Below are 25385 nucleotides of genomic sequence, written 5' to 3'. Positions count from 1 at the left end.
CCTGTTGTTATGTGCGGGCGCTTTACTTCCAACTAGCCTAATTGCAGGCGAATTGACCCAATATCAAGCTAACTACGATATTTTACGCAAAGGTAAAAATCATGGTGAGGCTGTTCGTGAGCTCAAAAAAATGGGCGACGATACTTATGAACTAACATACCACAGCAATATTGAGTGGATGATTTTCTCTGATTCTCGTGAAGAAACATCAAAGTTTACCTTTAAAGATGGCAAGGTTACCCCGCATCATTACAATATGATCCGCACCGGTACAGGCCCAGATAAAGATTATAAAATTGATTTTGATACAACAAACAAAGTAGTGACTAGCAGCGCTAGCGAATACCCACTTAAGTGCGAATGGACTGATGAATTTCAGGATGCTATTTCATACCAAGTGCAAGTGCGCGAAGGGTTGAAAAAAGGCGAAACGAGCTTTTCATTCCCGCTTATAGACAAAAAAGGTAACCGCCGCGACTACAACTTTGAAGTTGTTGAAAAAGAGATGATCTCTCTACCTATCGGTAATGTAGAAGCCATTAAAGTTAAACGTTTATACGATAACGATAAACGCCAAGCAATTGCATGGTTTGCGCCAGAAATGGATTACATGCTGGTACGTATGTGGAAAGGCGAAAAAGGTATGGAGCAGTTTGAAGTTCAAATGAATTCATTTACTGTTACTGCACCAACAGCTATTGCGCCTGCTACAGCACAACAACCTCTAGAAGCTAACTAAATTTAATTAAACCAAAGTTAATATTTAAAATAGGTGGGCTAAATTAGCTCACCCATTTTAAACAATGCAAATTCCCCCGGCTCCATTTTTTGCCAACGCTCATCATTCGTCAAAGGCCTTGTGGCTATAACTGTTACTACATCGTTTGGTGTGGTCTCTTGTTGAAAATCGACCACCATGTCGGCATCAATCAACGTTGCTTTACCAAATGGCGCACGGCGCGTTATGTAATGTAAGTTATTAGTGCAATAGGCTAAAACAAATATGCCATCGGTTAGCAGCATATTAAATACGCCTTTTTCACGAAGGGTATGCGAAAGCTTAGCGGCGTATCTAAAAACCGACGCCATATTAGATGGACGCTTTGGGTATTTTTCGCGAATTTTATCAAGTAACCAACAAAAAGCGAGTTCGCTATCGGTGTTACCTACTGGGCGATAGTACTGTGGTTTTAAATCGTGATAATTAGATAGCTGCCCGTTATGAGCGTAAGTGATTTCACGCCCCCATAACTCTCGCGTAAAAGGATGAGTATTTTCAAGGCATACTCTACCGCGGTTACCTTGGCGAATATGGCTAACAACCGAGACACTTTTAATTGGGTATGCTTTAACGAGCTTTGCAATTTCAGATTGATAACTCGGCTGCGGATCTTTAAAGGTTCTACAGCCTTTACCTTCGTAAAATGTAATACCCCAACCATCTTTATGTGGTCCCGTGTTTCCGCCACGCTCTAAAAGGCCTGAAAAACTAAAACAAATATCGGTAGGCACATTGGCTGACATGCCAAGTAATTCACACATTAATAAAATAACCCTCAAAAACCATACATTAAAATAAATAGCGTTATATTTGTGTATTAAGCGTACACTAATTTGCAGCCCACTATAACGGCTATATTTACTTAAAAAGTGTCATTTTGCTATTAGATTTATTTATTTTTACGTTAACACTGCTTACGGCTAATGCTTTGACTATACGATAGTTATTAAGCCTCCCTCTATCGGGTAAGTAAATATCGTATTTAAGTTACTTTCTACTACAATTTAACATCGTTATGTACTTGAAAATTACTGTGACTAGCGCTACTCTAAGTGAGGTGGTCTGACCTCTATTAAGGAATAAAAATGACACTCATATTTACACTCGGTTTAATCGTGCTGCTTTGCACAGCGATTTACCACAGAGCGAGTTGGAACACAGCACTTGGTGTTTCTGCCGCAACCCTACTTATAGGTACCTTCGCCGGTGCTTTTGGTTTAATTAGCTGGTTGATCTTTTTGATCATCGCGGTTCCTCTTTCTGTTACTGGCCTTCGTCAGCAATATATCATCAAGCCTATTTTTGCTGTGTTCAAAAAAGTAACGCCAAGCATGTCTGATACTGAAAAATCAGCTATTGATGCCGGTACAACTTGGTGGGAAGCTGACTTATTTTGCGGTAATCCAGATTGGAAAAAACTTCACCAATACCCAGTTCCTAAACTTACTATTGAAGAGCAAGCCTTTGTTGATGGCCCTGTTGAAGTAGTATGTGGCATGTTGGACGATTGGGAAGCAACGCACGAACTAACCGACCTTCCTCAAGATGTATGGCAATATCTAAAAGATAATAAATTCTTTGCCATGATCATCAAAAAAGAATACGGCGGTTTAGAGTTTTCTGCATTTGCACAGTCATGTGTACTTCAAAAACTAACAAGTAAATCAACATTACTTTCGTCAATTGTTGGTGTACCGAACTCTTTAGGCCCAGGTGAATTATTACAACACTATGGTACAAAAGAGCAAAAAGATCATTACTTACCGCGCTTAGCGAGCGGTCAAGAAATTCCATGTTTTGCGTTAACTTCGCCAGAAGCGGGCTCTGATGCAAGCTCAATTCCAGACTACGGTGTGGTATGTAAAGGGCAATGGAATGGTGAAGAGGTTGTGGGTGTTAGTTTAACGTGGAATAAGCGTTACATTACACTTGCCCCAGTTGCTACCGTACTTGGTCTTGCGTTTAAGTTACAAGATCCAGATGGCCTAATTGGCGACAATAAAGAGCCAGGCATCACCTGTGCACTTATCCCAACGGACACTCCTGGAGTTGAAATTGGTCGTCGACATTTCCCGCTAAACGTACCATTTCAAAATGGTCCTACTCGCGGTAAAGACATTTTCGTACCACTTGATTATATTATTGGTGGTCCAGATATGGCTGGTCAAGGCTGGCGCATGCTGGTTGAGTGTTTATCGGTTGGTCGTGCAATTACATTGCCGTCAAATTCTGCTGGCGGCATTAAAATGATTGCCGTTGCAACGGGTGCGTATAGCCGCATTCGTCGCCAGTTCCGTTTACCTATTGGTAAAATGGAAGGTGTTGAAGAGTCACTAGCAAAACTTGCTGGTTACGCTTACAGCTCTGATGCTGCGGTTAGTATGTCTACAGGTGCGGTTGATTTAGGCGAAAAGCCATCAGTTGTTTCTGCCATTATTAAATACCACCTGACAGAGCAAATGCGTGATGCAACTATTCATGCAATGGATGTACTTGGCGGTAAGGGCATCATGCTTGGGCCAAATAACTATTTAGGTCGTGGCTATCAAGGTGCACCTATTGCCATTACCGTTGAAGGTGCAAATATCTTGACCCGTAATATGATTATTTACGGTCAAGGTGCAATTCGCTGTCATCCATTTGTACTTACCGAACTAGGTGCGTGCGAAATTGAAGACCGCGAAGAGGCGCTTAACGTATTTGATAAAGCGCTAATGGGTCACATTGGTTTTACTATGTCGAACCTTGTCCGTACAAAGTGGCTTGCACTGACTGGCGCTCGTTTTACAAGTGTGCCGTACAACGACGAAACCGCTGAATTTTACCGTATAGCGTCGCGCTTTAGTGCATCACTTGCTCTTATGTCTGACATTAGCATGGCAGTATTTGGTGGCTCACTTAAACGTAAAGAACGTATTTCAGCACGTTTAGGTGACTTACTTAGTTACCTATACTTAGTATCTGCAACGCTTAAGCGTTACAACGACGAAGGCCGTAAAAAAGAAGATTTTGCTCTAGTAAAATGGAGTTGCCAAGATCACCTTTACCATTGCCAACGTGCACTTGCTGATTTAATTAATAACATGCCTTCGGCTCCACTACGTGCCGTGTTAAAAGTATTGTTATTCCCGTTTGGTCGCCCTGTTCGTAAACCAACTGACCAGCTTGAGCATAAACTTGCGCAACTATTACAAGTACCTAGTGAAACGCGTAACCGCTTAGCAAGCTACGTATACTTAAAAAATGAGCCGCTTAACCTTGTGGGTCGTCAAGAGCAAACGCTTAAAGACATCCTAGACGTTGAGCCATTATTTGAAAGAGTATGTAAAGAGAAAGGCCTTAAACTGCCATTCTTCCAGCTTGATAAAGTAGCGCAAATGGGACTTGAAGCCGGTATATTAAGCCAAGCAGAGGCTGATAAACTAGCTGCCGTTGAGCAATCTCGTTTAGATGTTATTAACGTTGATGACTTTGACCCTGCTGATTTACTTGCAGGCAAAGCAGCACGAAATAGCGTTAAAAAAGAAGCTGATGCTGCTTAACTAAGTAAGCATTTGAATACTAAAAGCCAGCGCCTAATGCGCTGGCTTTTTTGTGTAAAATCAATTCTTATATATCAAATCGCACATTTCAAGCAATCAAATACTCGACGAAAAGTGTAAATTAGCGCTTAGTTATCAATCGCTTCCATGCTAAAACTATGCCTGTATACACTAAAAAACATGCGAGCAATGATGCCAAACCAGCTAATGTTTGCCCTAAAAAACCAAAGTATTCACCGGTATGTAAAAATCGAGATGTTCCCCATGCTTGATCACCTCGCGTCCAATCCGATTTTTTTAGCGTTTTAGTTACATCCCCCGTGCGAGTATCTAAAAATAATGAATACGCATATTCTTGACGATTCCCTATACTGGTATCAATATAAAAACGTGCTTCGTGTTTTTTGTCACCTAATTCTAACCACATTGAATACCAATCAGCGGCACCATTGTTAATTGCATGTACTTTAGCTTGTTGAAATAAAGTATCGTACAGTACTTCATCTGCCGATAAATCGAATACTGGTAGATGCTTTTCTCGCTCGGGTACGTTTTGCCCAAACGCGCCATATAACGCTTTATTCGCCCAGTCAAAATGAAACAAAGTAGCCGTTAATGACAAAACGAGTAAAACCGGTAAACACCAAATCCCAAAAACTAAATGCCACTGCCTATTTCGATGATGTGATGATTTGTAACTCTTTGCTAGTAATAAGTATCCTTTTAACGCAGAGCGGTTAAATCGCTTTGGTAACCACAGATAAGCACCCGATAGTAATAAAAAGATAAAAAATAGATTAGCGTAGCCATTTATATTTTTACCAATCACCTGCGAATCGCCATGCAGTAATAAATAACGATGTATATCAGTTACAACGTGAAAAAAGTCAGCCGCCAACCCCTCTCCTTCACGAAGCACGTCTCCTGTATAAGGGTGTAATAAGTAGCTATGCTTTCCAGCCCAGGCAGGAATGGCAGCCCCTTCTCGATTAACCCAACGAATATAAATATGTGATTGACTCGGATGCGATTTTCGCAAAATATCCACAACATCATCAGCCGATAGTCGCTGTTGAACATAGGTGTTATTTACAGTAAATCGCATTTCATCTAGCTCAACAATCTGTCGTTCATAGGTTAATAGAAAACCCGTGAACGACATGCTAAAAATAAATAAACCGGCGATTAGACCTATAATTAAGTGGGCCCAAAAGACCCACTTTTTAAATAGTTTTAAGAACATAAAATAAGTTACTTATTCTTAAAACTGGTAGGAAATCGATAAGCGAATATCGCGCCCAGATTCGTATGGACCAACAACAGTACCAAATACTTCACTGTAATCACCCACACTTGAATGATCGATATATAACTCATTAAATAAATTAGTAACAGCAACATTCAATAATAATGAATTCGTCACATTCCACTGTCCATATAGATCAAAAGTGGTATAGCTTGGTTTATTTAGGGTATATAAAGAATCGGTCCAACCAAGATCAACGGCTTGATGAAGAGTATCAATATCAAGCGAATCGACTTTAGTTACACTAAAACCAACCTTTGCATCGGTGTTAACATCGTAATCAACGCCGGCAACCCATGTATTACCTCTGCTATTACCTAAACCGACAAACTCATAACCATTAATATCAATTGCATCATAGCTTACAGTATATAGACCATTACGAGGGTCAAGCTCTGTATCAGTAGCTGAAAATCCAATGAAGAAATCAAATGAATTTAAGCGATATGCTAGGTCAAACTCAAACCCTTTAGTATCTAACGTGCCTATATTGTTATAAACCGAGTCTCCTTCATATCCTTCAAATATCACATCATCTAAAGAAGAATTGTAAATACTGGCCTTAGCGGATAAATTTTCACTTGTGTACGTTATGGATGCCTCAATATTGGCGACTGTCTCAGGTACTAAACTTTCATCCGCCACGGGAATATCTGAGCCATCATATAAATATCCATCGATGGTAAAGCCATCGCCTATTTGTTTTCCACGCGCAGTTTCAGCATACCCAAGCCCTACTGTCCAAGCATCATTTATGTCGTATGCTAAACCTATATTAAAACTTACTTCACTATCGTCTAAACTCGATGCACTTTCTGTAATTGCAGTGCCATAATATTCATCTAATAAGATGTCTTGTTTAAACTTATAACTATCAAAACGCACCCCATAGCTCAGTAAAAGTTGTGGGGTAATATCACTATAACCTTGCGCATAAACCCCAAGTACACTGCCTTGTTCTGCATTTTCTTTTGTACCTGCTGCAGATCCGCTCGACACTTCATCGTTTCTATAATCAACACCATAAATAAATTTATGTTCATCAATAATACTTGTATTGCGAATATCTAAGCCATATGTATCAATGTCAGCAAGCCAAGCAAAACGACCACCATTAAAAGATGATTCGGTTTTGTATGCTGTCGCTTCTAAATACAATAAGTTATTGTGAGAAAATATATAATTAGCAACGTAAGTATCTCGTTTTGCTTCGCTTGGGTACAAAGCATCACCTTCTTGCACCGCCCAGTTAGGACGTGCCGAAAAATCCCCTTCTTCGTCGCGTTTTTCAATACTTAACGATAAATGATGATTATCTGCTAACTCACCACTGACTTTAATAAACATCATATCTTGATCAGCAGCTGTACCATAAATAGTATCGCCATCACCATCTTCCATGTTATCGCGATCCACAGTACTGAAATATCCTAATAACCCCCATGTATCACTTAATTTACCGTATACACTGGTACTGAAACGCGTGCCGTCATTTGAAAAATAACTTGCTTTAACACGCCCACCAAATTGTTCACCTTGGTTAAGTAGGTCTTGTGCGTCTTTAGTTTTAAAGCGTATAGAGCCACCAATCGCACCAGGACCACTTGTTGCTTCACCGGCCCCCGCTTGTACATCTATTTGTTGCAGTAGGTCTGGATCTATTGTTACACGGCCAATATGATGAAATAACGTTGATGTTTGTTGTGCACCATCAACCGTTATATTTAATAAAGAATCTTCAACACCACGAATATAGATCTTTTGCGCAACGCCTACCGAGCCACCCACGCTAACAGAAGGTGAATGTCGAAAAATATCAGCCAGATCACTTGCTTGATATTGTTCTATTTCTTCAGCTGTAATACTCAAATTAGTTGCAGAGCCAACTACAGATATTTTTTCAACAGATGCTTTACTTTTAGCAAGTTCTTGCGCGGATATAGGTGAACTGAATGATGTACAAATGGCACTCACTAAGGCTAACTTTTTCAAGGGGAACGTTCCTTCTTAATAGTAAATAAGAAGGATTATCATTTTCTTTTAATGAAAAGCATAGCAACTTTACATTTGTTACATTTAGCGTGAATAAAACACAGAAATGAAACCTACTTAAGCTATAGGATTAATTAAAATGCTGATTTAATTATTCATTAATTGGATGTATTAACAATAATAAATATAATTTCATACACCTTTAGGTACTGTTACCGTCATGATTAAGCCACCGGCAATGCTATTTGTAGCAAATACTGTTGCTGCGATCGCGTTTAATTGTCGCTGTGCTAAAGCAAGCCCTAAACCAAAACTATCACTGTTGCACGAACGGGCTGAATCAATCCGAAAGAAAGGCCTAAAAATAGTATTTAAATGCTTTTTAGGCACTCCAGGGCCTTGATCTGAAATAATAATTTGATATTCATATTCATGATCAATGAGACTAACGCGCACTTGTTTATTAATGGGTGTGTAACGTAGTGCATTTCTAAGTATATTCTCAAGTGCTTGACCTAATGCCCTATGATTACTGTTTTCAATATGAGCTTGATTAGGTAAGTCAGCAGAAATCAGTTTATCTGGGTACTCAAAACGTCCATCTTCAATGAGGATTTCGAGTAAATCGACTAAGTCCAAAGATTCAATACGTAACTGAGGTGATTCATTATCTAACCAAGACAAAGTTAGCGTGTCATCCACTAACTTACGAATGTGCTGTGACTCTTTATGAATACGTTCTAATTTAATTTGTGTGTCCTCTACGCCCTCCTCCCTGTGAGAGAGTAAGTTATCCGTTGCGATATCTAAGCGTGTTAAAGGTGTTCTCAACTCGTGGGAGAGATCCGTTAATAATACACGTTGGTGCATAATTTGCTCACTGATCCGCTCAGCCATTAAATCAAATGTTTCAGCTAATTGAGACAGTTCGTCGTTACGTGAGCCCAACTGCTCCCGAACCCTGACACTAAAGTCTCCTTTACTAAATGCCCTACTTGCTAAGTCGAGTTCTTTAATTGGATGCATGATATGACGATATAGCACAATAGATAAACATACCAATATAGACATTGGTAATAAAACTTGTAACGACAAGCGTGTTAAATTCCAAAGCGACCCCGGACGCATTCTTTGCGGCAACTGCACAACAAGGCTAGTTGTACCATCTTTAAAAGGTAACTGCATAGCCGGTGCACGGTCGAAGTACAGATGGATTTTCCAATCAATGCTACGCCCTAAATTATACCCGGTATACTCATAACGATGAGAGCGATTACCAGCTAACTCAACCACATTCGCTTTGGCAATTACAGCCCAAATATTTTCTTGTTGCTGCAAGTTATCGACCCAACGCTCAAGCTCGCTCATATCGCCTTGATCAAATATAATCTCAGCCTTTGTTTGCCAATCAGTTAATTCTGTTCGGCTTGAATCACTTAACATACTCATATCATTTTCAAAGTGATTAACCGCGACATTAATTAAATAGAACATCGCAACAACACCGGTACCAATAATTAAGCACAGCTTCCAAAATAGACGTCGTGTCATTTAATACAGTATCCTTGGCCATGCACTGTGTGTAAACGACTGCCATCCCAGCCAGCATTATTTAACTTTTTTCGAATACGACTCATATGCATATCTAAACTACGATCGTACTGGCTAAAACGTTTGTTTAGCACCACTTGATATAAGAAAGGTTTTAACAGTATTTGTGCTTGGTTTTTCATTAAAATTTGCAGTAAGCCAAACTCAATAGGCGTAAAAGTTAATAGCTCACAATGTAGAAAAACCTGTTGATGTAAGCTATCTATCTCAAGTCCATCAATATTAGCAATATAAGGAGTATTAGTGTCTTGTTTAAAAACACGTCTTAGTACTGAATCTACGCGTAATAATAATTCTTGGCTATTAAAGGGTTTCGCTAAATAATCATCCGCACCGGCTGATAGACCTAGAATGCGCTCTTCTTCAGCATGTTTTGCCGATACAATTATAACAGGGGTGCTATTACAACTACGTAAAATATTGAGCACTGCCAAGCCGTCTTTTCCCGGCAACATAACATCTAATAAAATAAGGCTAAAGCGCTGAGCAACTGCTAAATCAAGTGCATGATTACCATCAAAACACTGTGTAACAGAGTACCCTTGGTTAGCTAGTAATTCAGTAATTTGATCATTAAGTAATGTATCGTCTTCAACAACTAAAATATCAAAATCAAATTTGTTGCGTTGATAGGCCTGTGGTGCAGACATAGAAAGCCATAATTTTTATAGTATTAAAACAAATTAAAGCAAATGGTAATACAAATCAATATCAAAAATGGTGCAGAGGAAAAAAGTTAACTATTTGAGTGTTTTGAGTGTTTGAGTGTTTGAGTGTTTGAGTGTTTGAAATCATAAACTTGTTATTGAGGAAATAACAAGTGGCGGAGTGGACGGGACTCGAACCCGCGACCCCCGGCGTGACAGGCCGGTATTCTAACCAACTGAACTACCACTCCGCAGTGGTATGTGCATGGGGTAATGCACTTACTAATTTTAATCATGATATCAAATGGCGGAGTGGACGGGACTCGAACCCGCGACCCCCGGCGTGACAGGCCGGTATTCTAACCAACTGAACTACCACTCCATATTTTCGTTGCTGTTTAGGTCTCCCTGACAGCGGCGTGAATAATACGAACCAACCCCTATTTCGTCAAGGGCTTTTTTGTTTTTTTATAGGTTTTTTAGTCATCTGTCATCGAAAGGTTTAAAATTTCACCTGATTTGTCACTTTTTGAGCCATTTTTACCGACTTGATTTTTTTCTGAGTCAGTAACGTCATCTTCACTTGCTTTCTTTTTCTTTAAAAAAGGCAGCCTGACGTTAAATTTAATCGACTTTTTCTGAACAAATATACGAATTAACAGCCAACCAACCAATAATATGAATATATTACAGCCGACAATCAAACTAATTATTGTTGATGTGGTCATTTTTCCTTCATCAGGATCGCTTTTAATCATTTCATCAGGCGTAATAATCGTTGCAGGGTCAATTTCGGGCACCGCTTCTATGGGTCGTTCTATCTCAAATTTATATGTGGGTAGCGTTGCCATAAATTCACGATCATTTATATTAGTGCCAAAAACAGACAGTTCAACACTATACCGACCCCAGTCATAATTTTTTATCGTAAGCTGGCGTGATACATTTGCCATTGCATCAATAGTAAACATTTGTTCTTCATTATTGGGATAATATATTTTGCCCTGAATTATCACGGTTTCAGGTTTAACAATGTTTGCATCAATAGTTATAGCTAAAATATGATCATCAAAATCCTCTTTAGCTAAAGCTATATCAAACTCAAAAGGCGGCTCATGAATAATAAGTGCTTTTTGGGTTATACGCCTTTGTAGCAAAGGAGTCGCAATGTAAAGTTCTGGTGTCCACTCTCCTGCAGGGAAATCTAATTCAAATTCACCGGTAAATACACCATCTTTTGGTCGTTCATCAAACCCACGACCATCATCTTTAAACTCAGCAACTTCTTGTATACCAGCACCGAAATTCGCAAAACTCTCGTTGTTAGTACTGACAAAATCGACATGTAAACTAACCACATCTTTAAATAAGTTAGCATTAATTGGTTCGCCATCATTTAATACTCTACCCGTAACCTTTACAGATTCGCCTCTAAATAACACCGATGGTAACGACTCTGCCTGCAACGACACCTCACCTAATACCACGATTCGACTATCTGGTAATATGCTGCCTATAACTTGCCAAGGCCCAGGCGTTGGCTTTTTAATTGTAACGAGATCGTAGTTAAGTTCATCAAACCATTCAATGTTAGGATCTTTAACTGAGTCGGGAGCAAAGTATTTACTGCCATCTGGCCTTACTAAAATAACAGCAGGTGTACCTGCCTTTCTAAAAAAAAGTAACGTTATTTCATCAATTTGACTATCTATACGAAAACGATTTTCTAATAAAGGTATTTCATTTTGTTGGCCATCGCGTTTAAGTACTTCCACTTGCTTAGCGCTATAAGCATTATTTGTAAAACAGCTAACCGCTATTAGCACAGTTACAAAACACATCGTTTTCATATTATGGCCTTATTCAGCGCGCCATAAACATTGGCCGCCTTCTTTATTTACAAGATCTAATCGGGCTTCGTGTGCGCTTTGCTCAGCATCGCTTGCTCGCAATACAACTAGTGGGGCTCTGTCACTATTTAAACGCTTTATACCCCCCTTTCGCTGCTCGCTGCCGTCATCTTTGTTTTGATTCAAATTAAGTTTTGTTTGACCGCCCGTCATGGCAAGGTAAACATCAGCTAAAATCTCAGAATCCAGTAACGCACCGTGAAGCGTTCGCTTGGCGTTATCTACATCGTAACGACGACATAAAGCATCAAGATTGTTCTTTTGACCTGGATGCAAGTCACGCGCCATTTTAAGCGTGTCAAGAACTTCACAAAACGTACTCGTTTTAGGATAACCCTGATTAAGCAACGCAAATTCGTTATCCATATGACCAACATCGAACGGCGCATTATGAATAACTAGTTCAGCCCCTTCAATATAGTCGAAAAACTCTTGCGCGATTTGATGAAACAGTGGTTTATCACGTAAAAATTCGTTAGTGATACCGTGAACGTCGATTGCTTCTTCTTCGCTTGGGCGTTGTGGGTTTATATAAACGTGAAAGTTATTGCCTGTTAAACGGCGATTTACTAACTCTACACACCCAATTTCTATAATACGGTGCCCTTGTTTAGGGTCGATGCCGGTGGTTTCTGTATCTAAAACTATTTGTCTACGTGCCATATCGAATTTAGCCTGATTCTGGTATCTTTCTATAATCACTTTATTGTACATAAGATCAAGGTAAAACAGTGCAAAAAACCGTAGAGATTTACACCGATGGCTCATGTTTAGGTAATCCAGGCCCCGGCGGTTATGGTATTTTTATGATTTATAACGGTCACGAAAAAGAAATGAGCCAAGGTTATAAACTCACAACGAATAACCGAATGGAAATGCTCGCGGCTATTGTAGCCCTAGAATCACTCACTCGAGAATGCGAAGTAAATCTAACAACCGATAGCCAATATGTTAAGCAAGGTATTGAATCGTGGATCACTAACTGGAAAAAACGTGGCTGGTTAACATCAGCTAAAAAGCCGGTTAAAAACGTCGATTTATGGAAACGCCTAGATAAAGCCTGTAGCGAGCACAATGTAACCTGGAAATGGGTTAAAGGGCATAGCGGCCATAAGTACAACGAAATAGTTGACGATTTAGCGCGCGATGCCGCAGGCAGTAAAGATTTACTAGAAGATGTAGGCTACCAGCCTTAAATTTATTCTAAGCTAGTTGTTATACCAATTTATTAAAAACATGTTCATTCTATCGCATTAAATAACTCACTAACTGCGTTAAAAATTATTCATATAGAACAACTATATGTCACAATTTTCGCCTTGTTAATGTGCTATTTTCTTAGCGCTATAATAGATCACTTATTTAATGCAATTGGTATTATTTTTTTGGTCACACGTTTTGTAATGCTGCTTAGAGGTTTGCCTAAGCCCTGCCCCTTTTACGGGTGCAAACTGCGGCCTTGCATGCCACTTAGGTTTTATCGGCGTAAGTGGCGCAACTCTTTTTCGTGCCACCAGCATATAAACACTGCCCATTGGTTTTAAATACTGTTTTGCAAAAGTCCGCCAAAACTCAAATCTTGATAACCTGTTACCTCTTGCCAGTGATGAATAAATAAAACGTTCGTCACTTACAATTTCAAAACCCAATAAATTTAGCCAATCTTTAACCCTCGCAGGGGTAAAAAAGCGCCCTGTCCATGGTAATTTCTGACCACTAAAAGGCAGCATTTGTGCAAGCCCGCACAAACTAAACGGATTAAAACCAGTCACGAGTATATAACCGCCCGGAATAAGCGTGCGATGTGCTTCTCGTAAAATATGATGCGGGTCTGAATGATACTCTAAGCAATGGCTTAGTATGCAAGCATCAATACTGTGCTCGTAAAATGGCAGTTCATCTATGTCAGCAACTACCCCGGTGTAAGGTCCTGGCTCTGCAACACACACTTGATGTTTAATCGTACTTATACTTGTGTTTAATTCGCCACTTAAATTACCCAACTTAAGCATATGATAGCCAAACATACGCGGCAGCCATTGCTCCATTTTGCGTTCAATATCTGCACGCAAATAATCCCCATGAGGAAACTGCTGCCACGACAGTGGTTTGGGTCCTTCTTGAAAACTAAGGGCTGGTTTCATTTTTTGAGCTCGTTATACTATGCGATAAGTGTCACTTTATAGAGCAATTTACCATGGTGCAAGTCAAAGCAATTAAAGCCTTTTCTGATAATTACATTTGGTGTTTAACTACCGATAACAGTAACCAAGCATGGGTCGTCGATCCAGGCCAAGCACATCCCGTACTAACGTACTTCGCTGAGCATATACTAACGCTTGGTGGCATTTTAATTACGCATCATCACTACGACCACACCGATGGCGTAGCTGAATTAGTTGACGCCTATCCAGATATATCGGTTTATGGCCCTGCAAATAGTCCATTTAAAGGCGTCACTCACGCACTCACTGATGGACAAAGCATCAGTGTGCTTAATATTAACTTTACTATTTTAGCAACTCCTGGGCACACGCTTGATCATATTTGTTACACAAATGATGAACTTGCTTTTACCGGCGATACATTGTTTAGCGGTGGATGTGGGCGCTTATTTGAAGGCACGCCAGAGCAAATGTGGGAGTCTTTTAATAAACTAAGAGAGCTGCCTGCAAGCTGCAGTGTGTATTGCACGCACGAATACACGCAAGCTAACCTTGCCTTTGCCAAAGCCGTTGAACCACGTAACCCAGAACTCCTTGCCTACAGTAAAAAAGTAGATGAATTACGCAGTAATAACCAAATCTCCCTACCCACTTCTATTGGCCAAGAGCTAAAAATAAATCCATTTATGCGTAGCGATTTGCCAACCATTACAGAGTTAGTGCCAGAAGAGTTTACCTCGGTTACAAAAAACAATGAACCTTGGGGGAACTTTGCTAGTCTGAGGCAGTTCAAAGACAATTTTTAATGCACAAACTAATACTTTAACATTTATTTTATTAGAATCATTAACTTAAGATATAGTGATGATTCTATTTCTGCGTTTTAAAAAGTCATTCAGTGGCAATGTTAACTCATAACAGGTAGTATTCGCCGAGTTTTTTACCCGATGTATTGGTATTTATGAATAAATCTCCCCTATTAATAGCCTTGGCGTTAGCGCTAAGTGGTTGTCAAACTGTGACAACTTTAGACTCAGACTCTCAAGTCGCCACGCAAACAAACCAACAACTCGAAGGCGCAAGTCCTAACGACATTAACAATGCATTGATGGTAAACGCACAATATCAGCAAGTCGACCCTGATGAGCAAGAAGCTCCCGTGTTTGATGATGTGTGGGAGCGAATTCGCTACCAACTTTCTATCGAAATACCGCAAAACCGCCCTGTTGTTACTGAACGTAATTATTATGCTCGCCACCAAGCCTATTTAGATCGTATTTCTAAACGTGCAGAGCCTTACTTACACTTTATTGTTGAAGAAGTAGAAAAGCGCGAAATGCCAATCGAAATTGCACTACTGCCTATTGTAGAAAGTGCATTTGACCCGTTTGGTTATTCTAATCGCAGCGCATCGGGCATTTGGCAGTTTATGCCTGCAACCGGTGAGCGATTCGATTTAAAACAAAACTGGTGGTACGACGGTCGTCGCGACATAGTGCAGTCGACTCGCGCAGCACTTGATTACTTATCGTATTTACATAAAACACTTGAAGGCGATTGGCTAAATGCGATTGCTGCTTATAATTCAGGTGAAGGGCGTTTAATGCGCGCGATTAAAAAGAATCGTAAAAAGCATTTACCTACCGATTTTTGGTCTCTTGATTTACCAAGCGAAACAACAGCCTACGTACCAAAGTTATTAGCACTTGCCGATTTATTAAAACGCTCAGATGATTTTAACGTTACATGGCAACCAGTAATTAATGCACAAGTGGTTGAAGTGGTTGATGTTGGCTCGCAAATAGATTTAGCACTTGCTGCTGATATGGCTGATATGACGCTTACTGAGCTATACAGATTAAACCCCGGTTTTAATCGCTGGGCAACTGATCCCAATGGCCCACATTCTTTATTATTGCCTGTTGATAAAGCAGAGGAATTTAGCCAAAAACTAGCAAACACTGATGTTAAAAACAGATTACGCTGGCAGCGTTATATTGTGGCTCGAGGCGACAGCTTATCGGTAATTGCCAAAAAGTTTACAACAAGCTCAAGCGCAATCCGATCGCTTAATAAACTCAAATCAAATACGATTAAAGTAGGCCAAGAATTATTAGTCCCGCTTACTGATGGCGCTATAAATAGTGAGCATTTACCAAAGCAGATGCGTTTAGCTGCTAATAAAGCAACTCGCACAAAGCTTTCGCACACAGTTAAAAGTGGCGACACGTTATGGGACATTAGCCGCGAATATGACGTAACTATGGATGAGTTGGCTAAGTGGAATAAACTAAAGAAAAACTCTGTATTGCGCCTAAATCAAAAACTAACTGTTTATAAGTCAGCTAATAAACCACAAGCAACGGCAAGCACCAACCGTACTATTACATACAAAGTACGCCGAGGTGATTCACTTGCACGTATTGCGTCTAAGTTTAATCTAAGCGTTAACGAAATTATTAAGTGGAATAATTTAGCCGGTCAAAAATACTTACAACCTGGCCAAAAGCTAAAACTTAAAGTAGATGTTAGAAGTAGTTAATTTATAAAGCTATAAAAGCAAAAAGGAGCGCATGCGCTCCTTTTTTAATACCTTAAAGTTAAGGATTAAGCAGGTAGTTTTTCTAGCCATACTTTTAACCAAGGCTCAGTTACTGGCCATGGTTCAAAATCTTCACATGCATCTATTTCTAGGCGGTTGCCCACAGGCTTTGCTTGTAAATCGCGTAGTAGCTCGTCAAAGCTTCGCCCTGCGCCACAAAATGTATCGCCGTAACATCTGTCACCCATTGCAATTACACCAAACGGTTTATCGGTAAGCATTGGGAAAGTGCTATTCATTGCAAAGTACAATCCTGCCAAATTACTCGGTACATCACCTTGCCCTGTTGTGGAGGTGACAATTAAAATATGCGATGCATTTTTTATATCATCAAGTGATGCTTCAGTAATTACTGTAGCAGTATGACCCGCTTGCTCAATTGTGGCTGCAACTTCATCGCTTAAACGCTCAGCACCGCCATTAACGCTGCCTACAAAAATACTAATATGTGCCATTAATAATCCTTTTCTTGCTCTGGCCAACCTAGCTGCTTACATATTTTAAGCATGTCTTCACCTAGTGGCGCTTTAATTTTTATTGATTCATTACTATAAGGGTGCACAAAACTAAGCTCTGTTGCAAATAACATTAACCGTCTTAGCTCAAAATGATCCCTAAAAAATTGATTATGCTGGTTATCACCGTGATTTACATCACCAATGATAGGCAGTGATAAGTGCTTTAAGTGCCTGCGAATTTGATGCTTGCGCCCTGTTTTTGGAAAACACTCAACTAACGAGTAACGCACTGTTGGGTACTTACCAATAGGAATAGGCAGTGCAACTTGGTGCAAGCAATTAAACTGGGTTTGCGCTTCTTGTGGTGCTTTGTCTTGATCTGCAAATTTATCGGCTATTTTATCCAGCTCTTCTTTAAGCGGTTTATCTAAAAATACTGACTCTGGCGCAAAACCGCGCACTAAGGCTAAATAGCGCTTAGCAATGGTACCTTCAATAAATAGCTGGTTCATATCGCGAGCAGCTTCCGAGCTCAATGCAAACAGTAATACGCCCGACGTAGGTCTATCGAGCCTATGTACTGGAAATACATGTTGCCCTAGCTGGTCGCGCAACATTTGCATAGCAAACTGGGTTTCGTGTTTATCTAAAAACGAGCGATGCACTAATAAACCTGAAGGCTTATTTATAGCCACATAGTTTTCATCTTGATACAAAATAGTCAGCTCGCCATATTCAATAGGCGCTGGACGCTCACTCATTTGGTTCTCCTAAAAAGGTATCAAGGGCTGTTAGTAATTCAATTATTTCATCGCTTCCGGCTTTATGCACAAGTGTCATTTGCGCCATAGGGGCAATAGCAAAGTTACGCGGCAGTGGTTGCCTATGTGTTATTAGTTGCTGTATTTTTTCAATAAATACAAACTGTAACCACTGCTCAAATGCCATTGTATCGTGACAAAAAGGAGTATTTGAAAGCAGTGCCTCAGCGTCTATTGGCTCACTTTGCCAAAGCGCGTGCTTTTGTAAAAGTGCTGTTAGCTGCACTAAATAAGTTTGGGTTTGCTGGTACATAACCACCCTCTTTTATATATGTAATGCAATTATACCCTGTTCCCTCATAGGCGGCTATGACGTATAATTAATGTAATTTTGCAGTAAAAACAGTTGAGAAAACAATGAGTGATCAAATAGCTACATTAGGTCAGCTTTTAGATGGTGCGGGTACTCAGTGGCGTGCTTTTGATATTGGCAGGCACATTACTAAGCTTGATAAAAAACAATTTTTAGCTATTGAACAAGCTCAAGTGCCTTACCCTTACCCACTTGCTGGTCATGCATGGCTCGCTATTCAATTTTGGGATACTAAAGCCAGTAAAGAACCTTATGTATGGTTTTTAAAGTTTCCACTTGATGAGCAAAGTATGCTGGTAAGTGCTAGTCGCGATCACTTTGCTGATATGGTTATTCAAGCGCTAGGCACTGAAATTACAGGTGAGCAAGCCGATGGAAAACTTGATAATAATCCTTATGTTTTTACGCCAAACGCAAATAAATTAGCGGCATTTAACGCCCAAGTAAAAGTACTATTAAAACAGCCTGCGTCGCAGTATTACGAGCATGCACAGCTTTACTTTAGCGGTAAAATTGGTGCACAGCTTTACTTTAGCGGTAAAATTGGTTTTGATAATTGGCAAAGTGTTGCACTGCAGGGTATTGCCGATTTTGCACTACGCTTGGGCAGCGATACAAACTTAAGTAATCTGCAAAAAGCATGGGCGCATTTACCTATTGAAGTACTGCAACCACTCAGTGCCATGCTTGAACACGTTGAAATACCAACATCAATGAGTGAGTTACTTGTTGATTACACGCAGGCCGCAATTAGTAATAACGATACATTAGCTATAACCGCAGCACTAAGAGCTGTTTCAAAAGGTCAAGCTCAAGGGCTATGCGCTCAATTAGTTGATACTGTACTAAGCTCACCTGCAGGGCAGAATTCAGATGTGTTATTAACGATAGCTGGGCGTTGTTTTAAACAATTAGAAAACCCTGAACGCTTACATGTATTTATGGATAATTGCGCGCATCATCAAAAAATTGAAGAATTGTTTCCAAGTATTTTTGCTGATTTAGTTGCAATACCGACTATTCGCCCGCATTTATTAGGCTTATTACGTAAAGAAAATCGCAGCGAAACCCTCGCGCGTGCAATTGGAAGGTTATTCTCTTAAATGGCAAGTTTATGGACGTTCATACTTATTGGTAGTGTAATTTACTTATTTTGGCTTAACCGAAAGGTGGCAGAAGCGGCGAACGTTCATGCTAAACGCCAAAGTGAGCAACTGCAGGTGCAGTTGATGAGTGTTGCTTGCACAAAACGCCGCTTTGGTTTTTTAAAGAGCGGCAAGCCAGGTATCAAAAGTGAATTCATATTTGAATTTTCAAGCAATGGTGAAAATGCTTATCAAGGCGTGTTAATTATGGAAAATGAGTTTTTGAAAAGCGTGGTTGTTCCACCACATAAAATATAAATGGATTTAATTTAGGGCTAAATTAAATTTACTCAAACACAAAAAACTAAGGCGTAACTAAAGTTACGCCCCAATTGGACTGCATCCTGCTAGATATCCGTTATCTATTAATCCGTATTATCATCCCCTGAACGAGTAAACAGCCTTATTTACCCTCACATTGCATCCTGCAATATCCATAACCATCTTGGCAAATCCACGCAAACTAACGCTTAGCTACATCCTGTAGCATCATCCCTGGTAATCCTTTGAAGTAGCTCCTGCCACTTTTGCATCCTGCCATGTCCTCTCGCCACCTTGGCCTATGCGTAATCTAACGCTTGGCTATATCCTTTAGCATCATCCGTGGTAATCCTTTAAGTAGCTCCTGCTACTTTAGCGCACCTTGCACTTCCTATTCGTCCTTGCTTTCCTTGTTAACTTGTCCTTTTTGCTTCCTGCTAGCGTCCGCTACGTTGCCTATTCCATATCCTTGGCAGTAACTCAATCATTGAGCTATGTCTTCTTGACAAAGTAAAGTTTAAAGCAAACGAGTGTGAGTAATAGGACTTAACATTAAATAAATAAGCGTCACAAAAATGAAAAAAACAAAATAAACATTTAATAACAGCAACTTAAATTAAAAAAAGCCACTTAATAGTAGCCTTAAACTGATTATGCTCACAACAATGTAAGAGATGTCTCACGGCCTTATGTCCGTTTGGGCGCATTGGCTTACATTATAATTTTAAATAGCTGGCTCAATTATTGATTTAAACAGTAATTCGCCCTCTACTTGGTTAAAAGTAAGGTGTTTAAATGCTTCAAACTTTTCAGTTTTAAAAAACTCAATGTGTTCTTTACGCGTTACAAATACAGCCATCCCTGTTGACTCAGCGTTACATTTAACTAAGTCATCCAGTCCACGTAGTAAGTAACGGCCAAATCCTTGCCCATGAAAATGCGGATCTACGGCAATAAAAGCTAAAAAATAGTAATTACCTTTCTGTTTAAGGGCGTCTCTAATTGTTTGTTCTTTATCTATTAATTGATTTGTTTGTAAATAGCCTGCACTCAGCATTAATTTTAAGCGCCAGTGCCAATAACGCTGCGCTTGTAATTGGCTATTAGATTCAAATACACACGCTACTGCTTTTAATTTGTCGTTGCGGTATAAACCAATTAGTGGCTGTTTTTCTTGCCAAAAACTACTGAGCTCTTCGCGAATTAATGATCGTAATTTTTTTTCGTATACTGATTTATTTTCGTCATTGTAGCTAAGCATGTTTTGTAATACAGGATCGTCATGGTAAGCCTGATAAATTAGGCTTGCTGCGGTGCTAATATCTTCTGCGGCTAAATACTGTACGCTGAACGTATCAGCTGGCGTGGTTACACTCATTGTATTTCCTTTATTATTTTAGCTGTAGACTGTTTAACTTTATACCTAACTATATACCTAAAATTATTAACCGTAAATTCAGCTAGAGTTTAACTAGCTAGGAGTAGAGTTAATCCTTAGAATAAGTTTTCATTCATTTAAAGGAGCAATATCATGGATACGACAAAACACGACATTAACACACTTTTTGCACAGCTTGGATTACCAAATAGTGATGAGCAAATAGATGCGTTTATTGCCTCACATGAATTAGAAGACACAACATTACTCCAAGAAGCTTCTTTTTGGGATGAAGCACAACAACACTTTTTAGCTGAATCCCTTGCAGAAGATGGAGATTGGAGTGAAGTAATTGACGAGTTAGATGTACGCATTCGTCAAAGTAAGTAATTTTATTTAATGTACCCTCCCTTATTTATTGCTAACATAGCATTTGCGCAGCATTTATATGCTGCGTATTTATTTTATTAAAGAGTTATATATCTAATGAATTCAGTTGTATTTGATGCAATCAAAGCCCTTCTCGATGAAGGCAAAACCCCTACTGTAGCACTAACTAAAAGCCGTTTGGCGCAACCGGTTCCAATGCCGATGATTATTGCAGCAGTAAGCCAATATAAAAACAATCCTGATTCAATTAATAACTTCATGAGAAACCCACAGCAGTCAGATAATACTGAGCTTAAAACAAGTCAATTAGATAGAATTGAGCAAAAACTCGATAAACTTCTTGCGCTGCTAGAACAAAAATAATTTGAGACTATAAATGTTCGTTGTTGATTTAACTTTTGATTGCTACCAAGACACCACCCTAGAACAAGCCGAACACGCAATAAATCGCTTAGTAAATGCACTGCGTTTTAATGGTCAAATAATGGGGGAAGAATTTCCAACCGTTTTAAAAGATGGATTTTTTATTACCCGCGTAATGTGCCCTACTGAAGATGCAATGCACCCGCTAAATAACAGCCCGTTTGTTAAGCACAGTATCGAAAAGTTACATAGTGCTGGGCTACTTGCGCCAAAAGTAAAAGTAATTGGACAAGATATTCACTCCAACGGCGCTGATTGCTGCAAAGAACCATCAAGTTATATTTTATATACAACCTATGTGCATACGTGCAGCCCGCTTTATTGTGGTGATGACTTTTTGCCTGTGCCGCTATTTCGTATTCCGGCAATTGCTAATGGTGACTATAAAACGCTTATAAAATGGCAAGAAGATTGGCAAGCCTGCGATCAAATTCAAATTAATGGCGCAACCCGTTGTGAGTTTCCGGCACTTGAAGAAATATCGAGTGTCCAAAGCGACCTATATAGACGCGGAAAAGACATAACAAAGCGAATTAGTTTTTTAACTAAAAAGCCAACCTATTATTATTTATACCGTGTAGGCGGCGTAGATAAAGCGTCTGAACTTGAACGAAAATGCCCTAGCTGTCATGGCGACTGGAAATTACCTGAATCGTGGTTTGGGTTATTCGACTTTAGGTGTGAGCCATGTGGCTTAGTGTCTAATATATCGTGGGATTTTCAATAACCACTTCAATGAGTGTTTAATAAATCAGCTTAGTGATGACGCTAAGCTGATTTATTAAACACGTTTTAAACCTCTAATGCCTTTAAAAAAGCATTAATGTTAGGTGCAAGTACATGGTGTGTTTTTTTGCCTACGTGCTCTAAACATACTTCACCAGTGTGCACCAATACACTTACTAGTAAATCATCTTGATCTGTTAAACCAATAAATACTGTTTCTGGCTGCTTGAGCTTGCGTTTCATTAAAACGTGGCCCGTTATATTTTGCTGTAGCAAATTAAAATCGTCTTCGTTCCATGCTTGTAGTAATTCAACCTGATGCCCATCAATACTTGCTAAAATACTTCCACCGTACATATGTCCGTATAGCTCGCTAAGCGCTTTTGGAAACTCAAGTTCTAGTGCACTGGCTAAATCATTAAGCGAACCTGTAGGTTGCTGACGCGCCCCCTGCCATTGAATTTTTCCTTGCTCGTCAACCTCGCCAACTTCACATGGGCTTGGCCATTGTTCGTCGTGCGCAATAAGTGGGTACTTTGTAGTGTTTTTAAGGGTATTTTCGCTAAATGTTTGATGAAGTTGTTCTATAAGCAATGCAACAGACATACTGTGAAACTCATTTAAATTAGATATAATGTCCCTATTGTAACTATTTAAGAGCAAACATGACAGATTACAGCAATTCTCCAGACCTTAAAGGTAGCGTATTAGGCCAATCTACTGAGTATGTAGATGTGTACACGCCAAGCTTGCTTTTCCCTATTGCGCGCAAACTAAATCGTGATGCTTTAAATATTGACGAAGCAGAGCTTCCATTTAAAGGCCAAGATATTTGGACAGGTTACGAGCTTTCATGGCTAAACAATAAAGGTAAACCGCAAGTTGCCGTAGCCTTATTTACCTTTGAATGCCAAAGCAGCCATATTATTGAGTCAAAGTCGTTTAAACTTTATTTAAATAGCTTTAACCAAACCCGATTTGAAAGCATTGATGTAGTTAAACAGCACTTAATTGATGATTTATCAAACGCGGTTAACAGCCCTGTCAAAGTGACTTTATATAATCCTGATGATTACAATTGCTTACCGTGTACGGCGCTGCCAGGTGAATGTATTGATGACTTAGATATTGAAATTAATAATTACGATATTGATGCTAATTCACTTAAAGCAAAAAGTGATAACGTAGTAACAGAAACGCTCTATAGCCATTTACTTAAGTCGAACTGTTTAATTACCTCCCAGCCTGACTGGGCAAGTGTGATTATACGATACACAGGCGAGCAAATATGTCGCGAATCGTTACTGCGTTACTTAATTTCGTTCAGAACACATAACGAATTTCATGAGCAGTGTGTTGAGCGTATTTATAGCGATTTAACAACACAACTTAATATTAAAGAGTTAGAGGTTTACGCGCGTTATACTCGTCGCGGCGGGCTTGATATAAACCCGTATCGCTCTACGCATTATAACGATACGCCATTTGCAGTTAAAATTAATCGTCAGTAGGTTATTTTAAACTGGAACATCAGGGTCTGTTGACCTTTCAAGGTTAAATTTGCAGCAGTCTGTTTGGTATTTAGGCAAGGCAGAGCCTATGCAGTGTGGTTGTTCCCCATAAATAGGCGATAACGTAGCATTAATGCCAAACAGGCGCTGCCCAAAGGGTTCTGCCTAGGGGCTATTCACTCTTTTTTGCTCGGTTTTTACTTAGCCCACTAGGTTACAAACCTCGCGCCGAGATTAAACAGCCCCTAGATTGAACAAATTTTAACCCGCAAAGATCGACAGACCCTCGTATTAAAAAAGGAGCCTAGGCTCCTTTTTTACATTCTTTAATTAATACCAATTCCATTAAGTATGTGATCTAAATTTTACGCCGAAAAAATAATTCAGTTCTAGGCGTAAATTGATGTAAATGGTTGTTCCCTTTGCGAAATTTACAACAAAGAAATGGGTTGTTTTAGCAAGTAAAATAGATCAGCTATTTATTGGAATTGGTATAACTTCACGCTTAGTGGGTATAGGCATACCAAACACATCAACGTAGTTATGTGCTTTAACAAACCATGGTTCAATACGGTTTTTACGAGCACTGATCAAGTTTTTAAACACCGGTGAGTTTGTTTTCATCACTTTAAATATACTTTTATCGCTTTGTATATCGCCAAGCACTTGTATATTTTTAATTGAGTTAAATGCTTTTCCTTCAGTTGGTGTGCGCGCTAAACGGTTAAAATGCTCTATACCTTCGAGCACTCGACCAAACACCGTAATGTTTTTATCGAGGTAGCGCGGGCCTTGCCCTATCGTTACAAAAAACTCCGTGCTCGCACTATTTATGTCGTTATCGCGCGCCATGGCAAACACGCCACTACAATGCACTTGCCATGTTTGCGTATGTGCTGAGTTTTGAGCTACTGCAAAGCCGTTTAAAAAGCCGGTAACTGGTGCATATCCGTCGCCATTTAGCTCAGTAATTAAAAGTGGTTTGTTTGTTGTTAAATAAAACTCAGCTGGGACTGTTTTGTCTGCCGTTTTAATTAACTTTTTACCCGAGCTGTCCCCGCCTTGCGCTACAAAACCCTCAACAAACCGATAAACGCTGGTATTTTTATAAAACCCTTCTCGTACTAACTTTTTAATATTTTGAGCGTGCTTTGGGGCAAGCCGTTCATTAAGCTCAATGTACGCATCACCCGTTGGCAGTGTTATCTTTAAAATATTTTGGGCGTTCACTACTCGCCAGTCATTGTCTGTTGCACTAGCAATTACCTCACTCGCGCTCATTAAAGGTAGCTCTTGATTAGCAACACCATTACCTAGTTGTTGAGCACAACCGCTTAATAAAACACTAAGCAGAGCTGGCAATATAATTTTTTTCATCGCTTATATCCTTATAATTATTATAG

The 25385-nt window shown here is 39.5% G+C and carries 25 protein-coding genes and 2 tRNA genes; 11 read left to right on the top strand and 16 right to left on the bottom strand.

Features of this window, described 5'->3' with window-relative positions:
* Positions 1 to 4 precede the first annotated feature (4 nt).
* Positions 5 to 739 carry a DUF3108 domain-containing protein gene (locus NRL14_RS01765; protein ID WP_306723859.1) on the top strand — a complete coding sequence of 245 codons (735 nt, stop codon included), beginning with the start codon at positions 5 to 7 and terminating at the stop codon, positions 737 to 739.
* Between the two features lie 38 nt (positions 740 to 777).
* Here the strand turns inward: NRL14_RS01765 and NRL14_RS01760 are convergent, their stop codons facing one another.
* Positions 778 to 1542 (bottom strand): class II glutamine amidotransferase, encoded by a 765-nt coding sequence (locus tag NRL14_RS01760; RefSeq protein WP_306723839.1) that lies wholly within the window; start codon positions 1540 to 1542, stop codon positions 778 to 780.
* Positions 1543 to 1866: 324 nt separating this feature from the next.
* Here NRL14_RS01760 and fadE point away from each other — a divergent pair, with 324 nt between their 5' ends.
* Entirely contained in the window at positions 1867 to 4323 is a 2457-nt protein-coding gene (fadE, locus tag NRL14_RS01755) for an acyl-CoA dehydrogenase FadE (RefSeq protein WP_096793414.1), read from the top strand.
* A gap of 121 nt (positions 4324 to 4444) precedes the next feature.
* On the opposite strand, the gene NRL14_RS01750 is transcribed toward fadE, so the two are convergent.
* From NRL14_RS01750 to dnaQ, 8 genes are all read right to left on the bottom strand, one after another.
* Positions 4445 to 5566: a PepSY domain-containing protein gene (locus NRL14_RS01750; protein WP_033038127.1), complete on the bottom strand. Its 1122-nt coding sequence runs from the start codon at positions 5564 to 5566 to the stop codon at positions 4445 to 4447.
* Positions 5567 to 5584: 18 nt separating this feature from the next.
* Positions 5585 to 7621, bottom strand: coding sequence for a TonB-dependent receptor domain-containing protein (locus NRL14_RS01745; protein ID WP_306723838.1), 2037 nt, complete (start codon positions 7619 to 7621; stop codon positions 5585 to 5587).
* A 192-nt stretch (positions 7622 to 7813) separates the two neighbouring features.
* Positions 7814 to 9172: a histidine kinase sensor domain-containing protein gene (locus NRL14_RS01740; protein WP_306723837.1), complete on the bottom strand. Its 1359-nt coding sequence runs from the start codon at positions 9170 to 9172 to the stop codon at positions 7814 to 7816.
* Entirely contained in the window at positions 9169 to 9882 is a 714-nt protein-coding gene (locus NRL14_RS01735; protein ID WP_007378009.1) for a response regulator transcription factor, read from the bottom strand. The genes NRL14_RS01740 and NRL14_RS01735 overlap by 4 nt, the downstream gene beginning before the upstream one ends.
* A 171-nt stretch (positions 9883 to 10053) precedes the next feature.
* Positions 10054 to 10130 (bottom strand) — tRNA-Asp (locus NRL14_RS01730).
* 54 nt (positions 10131 to 10184) lie between these two features.
* A tRNA-Asp gene (locus NRL14_RS01725) sits at positions 10185 to 10261 on the bottom strand.
* A gap of 97 nt (positions 10262 to 10358) precedes the next feature.
* Positions 10359 to 11729 (bottom strand): TIGR03503 family protein, encoded by a 1371-nt coding sequence (locus tag NRL14_RS01720; RefSeq protein WP_306723836.1) that lies wholly within the window; start codon positions 11727 to 11729, stop codon positions 10359 to 10361.
* Positions 11730 to 11738: 9 nt separating this feature from the next.
* Positions 11739 to 12452, bottom strand: coding sequence for a DNA polymerase III subunit epsilon (gene dnaQ, locus NRL14_RS01715; protein WP_007378211.1), 714 nt, complete (start codon positions 12450 to 12452; stop codon positions 11739 to 11741).
* Between the two features lie 68 nt (positions 12453 to 12520).
* On the opposite strand from dnaQ, the gene rnhA reads away from it, so the two are divergent.
* Entirely contained in the window at positions 12521 to 12985 is a 465-nt protein-coding gene (rnhA, locus tag NRL14_RS01710) for a ribonuclease HI (protein ID WP_007378210.1), read from the top strand.
* A 162-nt stretch (positions 12986 to 13147) separates the two neighbouring features.
* On the opposite strand, the gene NRL14_RS01705 is transcribed toward rnhA, so the two are convergent.
* Positions 13148 to 13933: a class I SAM-dependent methyltransferase gene (locus NRL14_RS01705; RefSeq protein ID WP_008138494.1), complete on the bottom strand. Its 786-nt coding sequence runs from the start codon at positions 13931 to 13933 to the stop codon at positions 13148 to 13150.
* Between the two features lie 53 nt (positions 13934 to 13986).
* On the opposite strand from NRL14_RS01705, the gene gloB reads away from it, so the two are divergent.
* Positions 13987 to 14760 (top strand): hydroxyacylglutathione hydrolase, encoded by a 774-nt coding sequence (gloB, locus tag NRL14_RS01700; protein ID WP_306723835.1) that lies wholly within the window; start codon positions 13987 to 13989, stop codon positions 14758 to 14760.
* A gap of 155 nt (positions 14761 to 14915) precedes the next feature.
* The gene (locus NRL14_RS01695) at positions 14916 to 16496 is read left to right on the top strand and encodes a LysM peptidoglycan-binding domain-containing protein (RefSeq protein ID WP_007378207.1); all 1581 of its coding nucleotides are present in this window, start codon (positions 14916 to 14918) and stop codon (positions 16494 to 16496) included.
* Positions 16497 to 16561: 65 nt separating this feature from the next.
* Here the strand turns inward: NRL14_RS01695 and NRL14_RS01690 are convergent, their stop codons facing one another.
* The 3 genes from NRL14_RS01690 to NRL14_RS01680 are packed head-to-tail and all read right to left on the bottom strand — an operon-like array spanning position 16562 to position 18088.
* Entirely contained in the window at positions 16562 to 17011 is a 450-nt protein-coding gene (locus NRL14_RS01690) for a flavodoxin (RefSeq protein WP_010553680.1), read from the bottom strand.
* Complete coding sequence (gene truC, locus NRL14_RS01685; RefSeq protein ID WP_033037834.1) at positions 17011 to 17775, bottom strand: tRNA pseudouridine(65) synthase TruC; 765 nt, start codon at positions 17773 to 17775, stop codon at positions 17011 to 17013. Before truC ends, NRL14_RS01690 begins: the two co-directional genes overlap by 1 nt.
* Positions 17768 to 18088 carry a YqcC family protein gene (locus NRL14_RS01680; RefSeq protein WP_096793420.1) on the bottom strand — a complete coding sequence of 107 codons (321 nt, stop codon included), beginning with the start codon at positions 18086 to 18088 and terminating at the stop codon, positions 17768 to 17770. Before NRL14_RS01680 ends, truC begins: the two co-directional genes overlap by 8 nt.
* A gap of 104 nt (positions 18089 to 18192) precedes the next feature.
* Here NRL14_RS01680 and NRL14_RS01675 point away from each other — a divergent pair, with 104 nt between their 5' ends.
* Positions 18193 to 19251 carry a DUF3549 family protein gene (locus tag NRL14_RS01675; protein ID WP_306723834.1) on the top strand — a complete coding sequence of 353 codons (1059 nt, stop codon included), beginning with the start codon at positions 18193 to 18195 and terminating at the stop codon, positions 19249 to 19251.
* On the top strand, positions 19252 to 19551 hold the full coding sequence (locus tag NRL14_RS01670; protein WP_306723833.1) for a DUF3301 domain-containing protein: 300 nt from the start codon (positions 19252 to 19254) through the stop codon (positions 19549 to 19551).
* Between the two features lie 727 nt (positions 19552 to 20278).
* Here the strand turns inward: NRL14_RS01670 and NRL14_RS01665 are convergent.
* Positions 20279 to 20932: a GNAT family N-acetyltransferase gene (locus NRL14_RS01665; RefSeq protein WP_306723832.1), complete on the bottom strand. Its 654-nt coding sequence runs from the start codon at positions 20930 to 20932 to the stop codon at positions 20279 to 20281.
* Positions 20933 to 21085: 153 nt separating this feature from the next.
* Between NRL14_RS01665 and NRL14_RS01660 the strand changes: the two genes are divergently transcribed.
* The 3 genes from NRL14_RS01660 (at position 21086) to NRL14_RS01650 (ending at position 22472) form a co-directional block, all read left to right on the top strand.
* Positions 21086 to 21322, top strand: coding sequence for a DUF2789 domain-containing protein (locus NRL14_RS01660; RefSeq protein WP_096793422.1), 237 nt, complete (start codon positions 21086 to 21088; stop codon positions 21320 to 21322).
* 96 nt (positions 21323 to 21418) lie between these two features.
* Positions 21419 to 21685, top strand: coding sequence for a hypothetical protein (locus tag NRL14_RS01655; RefSeq protein ID WP_007378199.1), 267 nt, complete (start codon positions 21419 to 21421; stop codon positions 21683 to 21685).
* 13 nt (positions 21686 to 21698) lie between these two features.
* On the top strand, positions 21699 to 22472 hold the full coding sequence (locus NRL14_RS01650) for a Zn-ribbon-containing protein (protein WP_306723831.1): 774 nt from the start codon (positions 21699 to 21701) through the stop codon (positions 22470 to 22472).
* 65 nt (positions 22473 to 22537) lie between these two features.
* Here the strand turns inward: NRL14_RS01650 and syd are convergent, their stop codons facing one another.
* On the bottom strand, positions 22538 to 23077 hold the full coding sequence (syd, locus tag NRL14_RS01645; protein ID WP_306723830.1) for a SecY-interacting protein: 540 nt from the start codon (positions 23075 to 23077) through the stop codon (positions 22538 to 22540).
* A gap of 59 nt (positions 23078 to 23136) precedes the next feature.
* Between syd and queF the strand changes: the two genes are divergently transcribed.
* Complete coding sequence (queF, locus tag NRL14_RS01640; protein WP_024590784.1) at positions 23137 to 23982, top strand: NADPH-dependent 7-cyano-7-deazaguanine reductase QueF; 846 nt, start codon at positions 23137 to 23139, stop codon at positions 23980 to 23982.
* Positions 23983 to 24453: 471 nt separating this feature from the next.
* Here queF and NRL14_RS01635 read toward each other — a convergent pair whose 3' ends face one another.
* Positions 24454 to 25359, bottom strand: coding sequence for a peptidylprolyl isomerase (locus NRL14_RS01635; RefSeq protein WP_306723829.1), 906 nt, complete (start codon positions 25357 to 25359; stop codon positions 24454 to 24456).
* Positions 25360 to 25385 lie beyond the last annotated feature (26 nt).

Source organism: Pseudoalteromonas sp. 20-92 (assembly GCF_030847595.1).
GTDB lineage: Bacteria > Pseudomonadota > Gammaproteobacteria > Enterobacterales > Alteromonadaceae > Pseudoalteromonas > Pseudoalteromonas fuliginea.
This window is presented reverse-complemented; position numbering and strand designations above follow the sequence as displayed.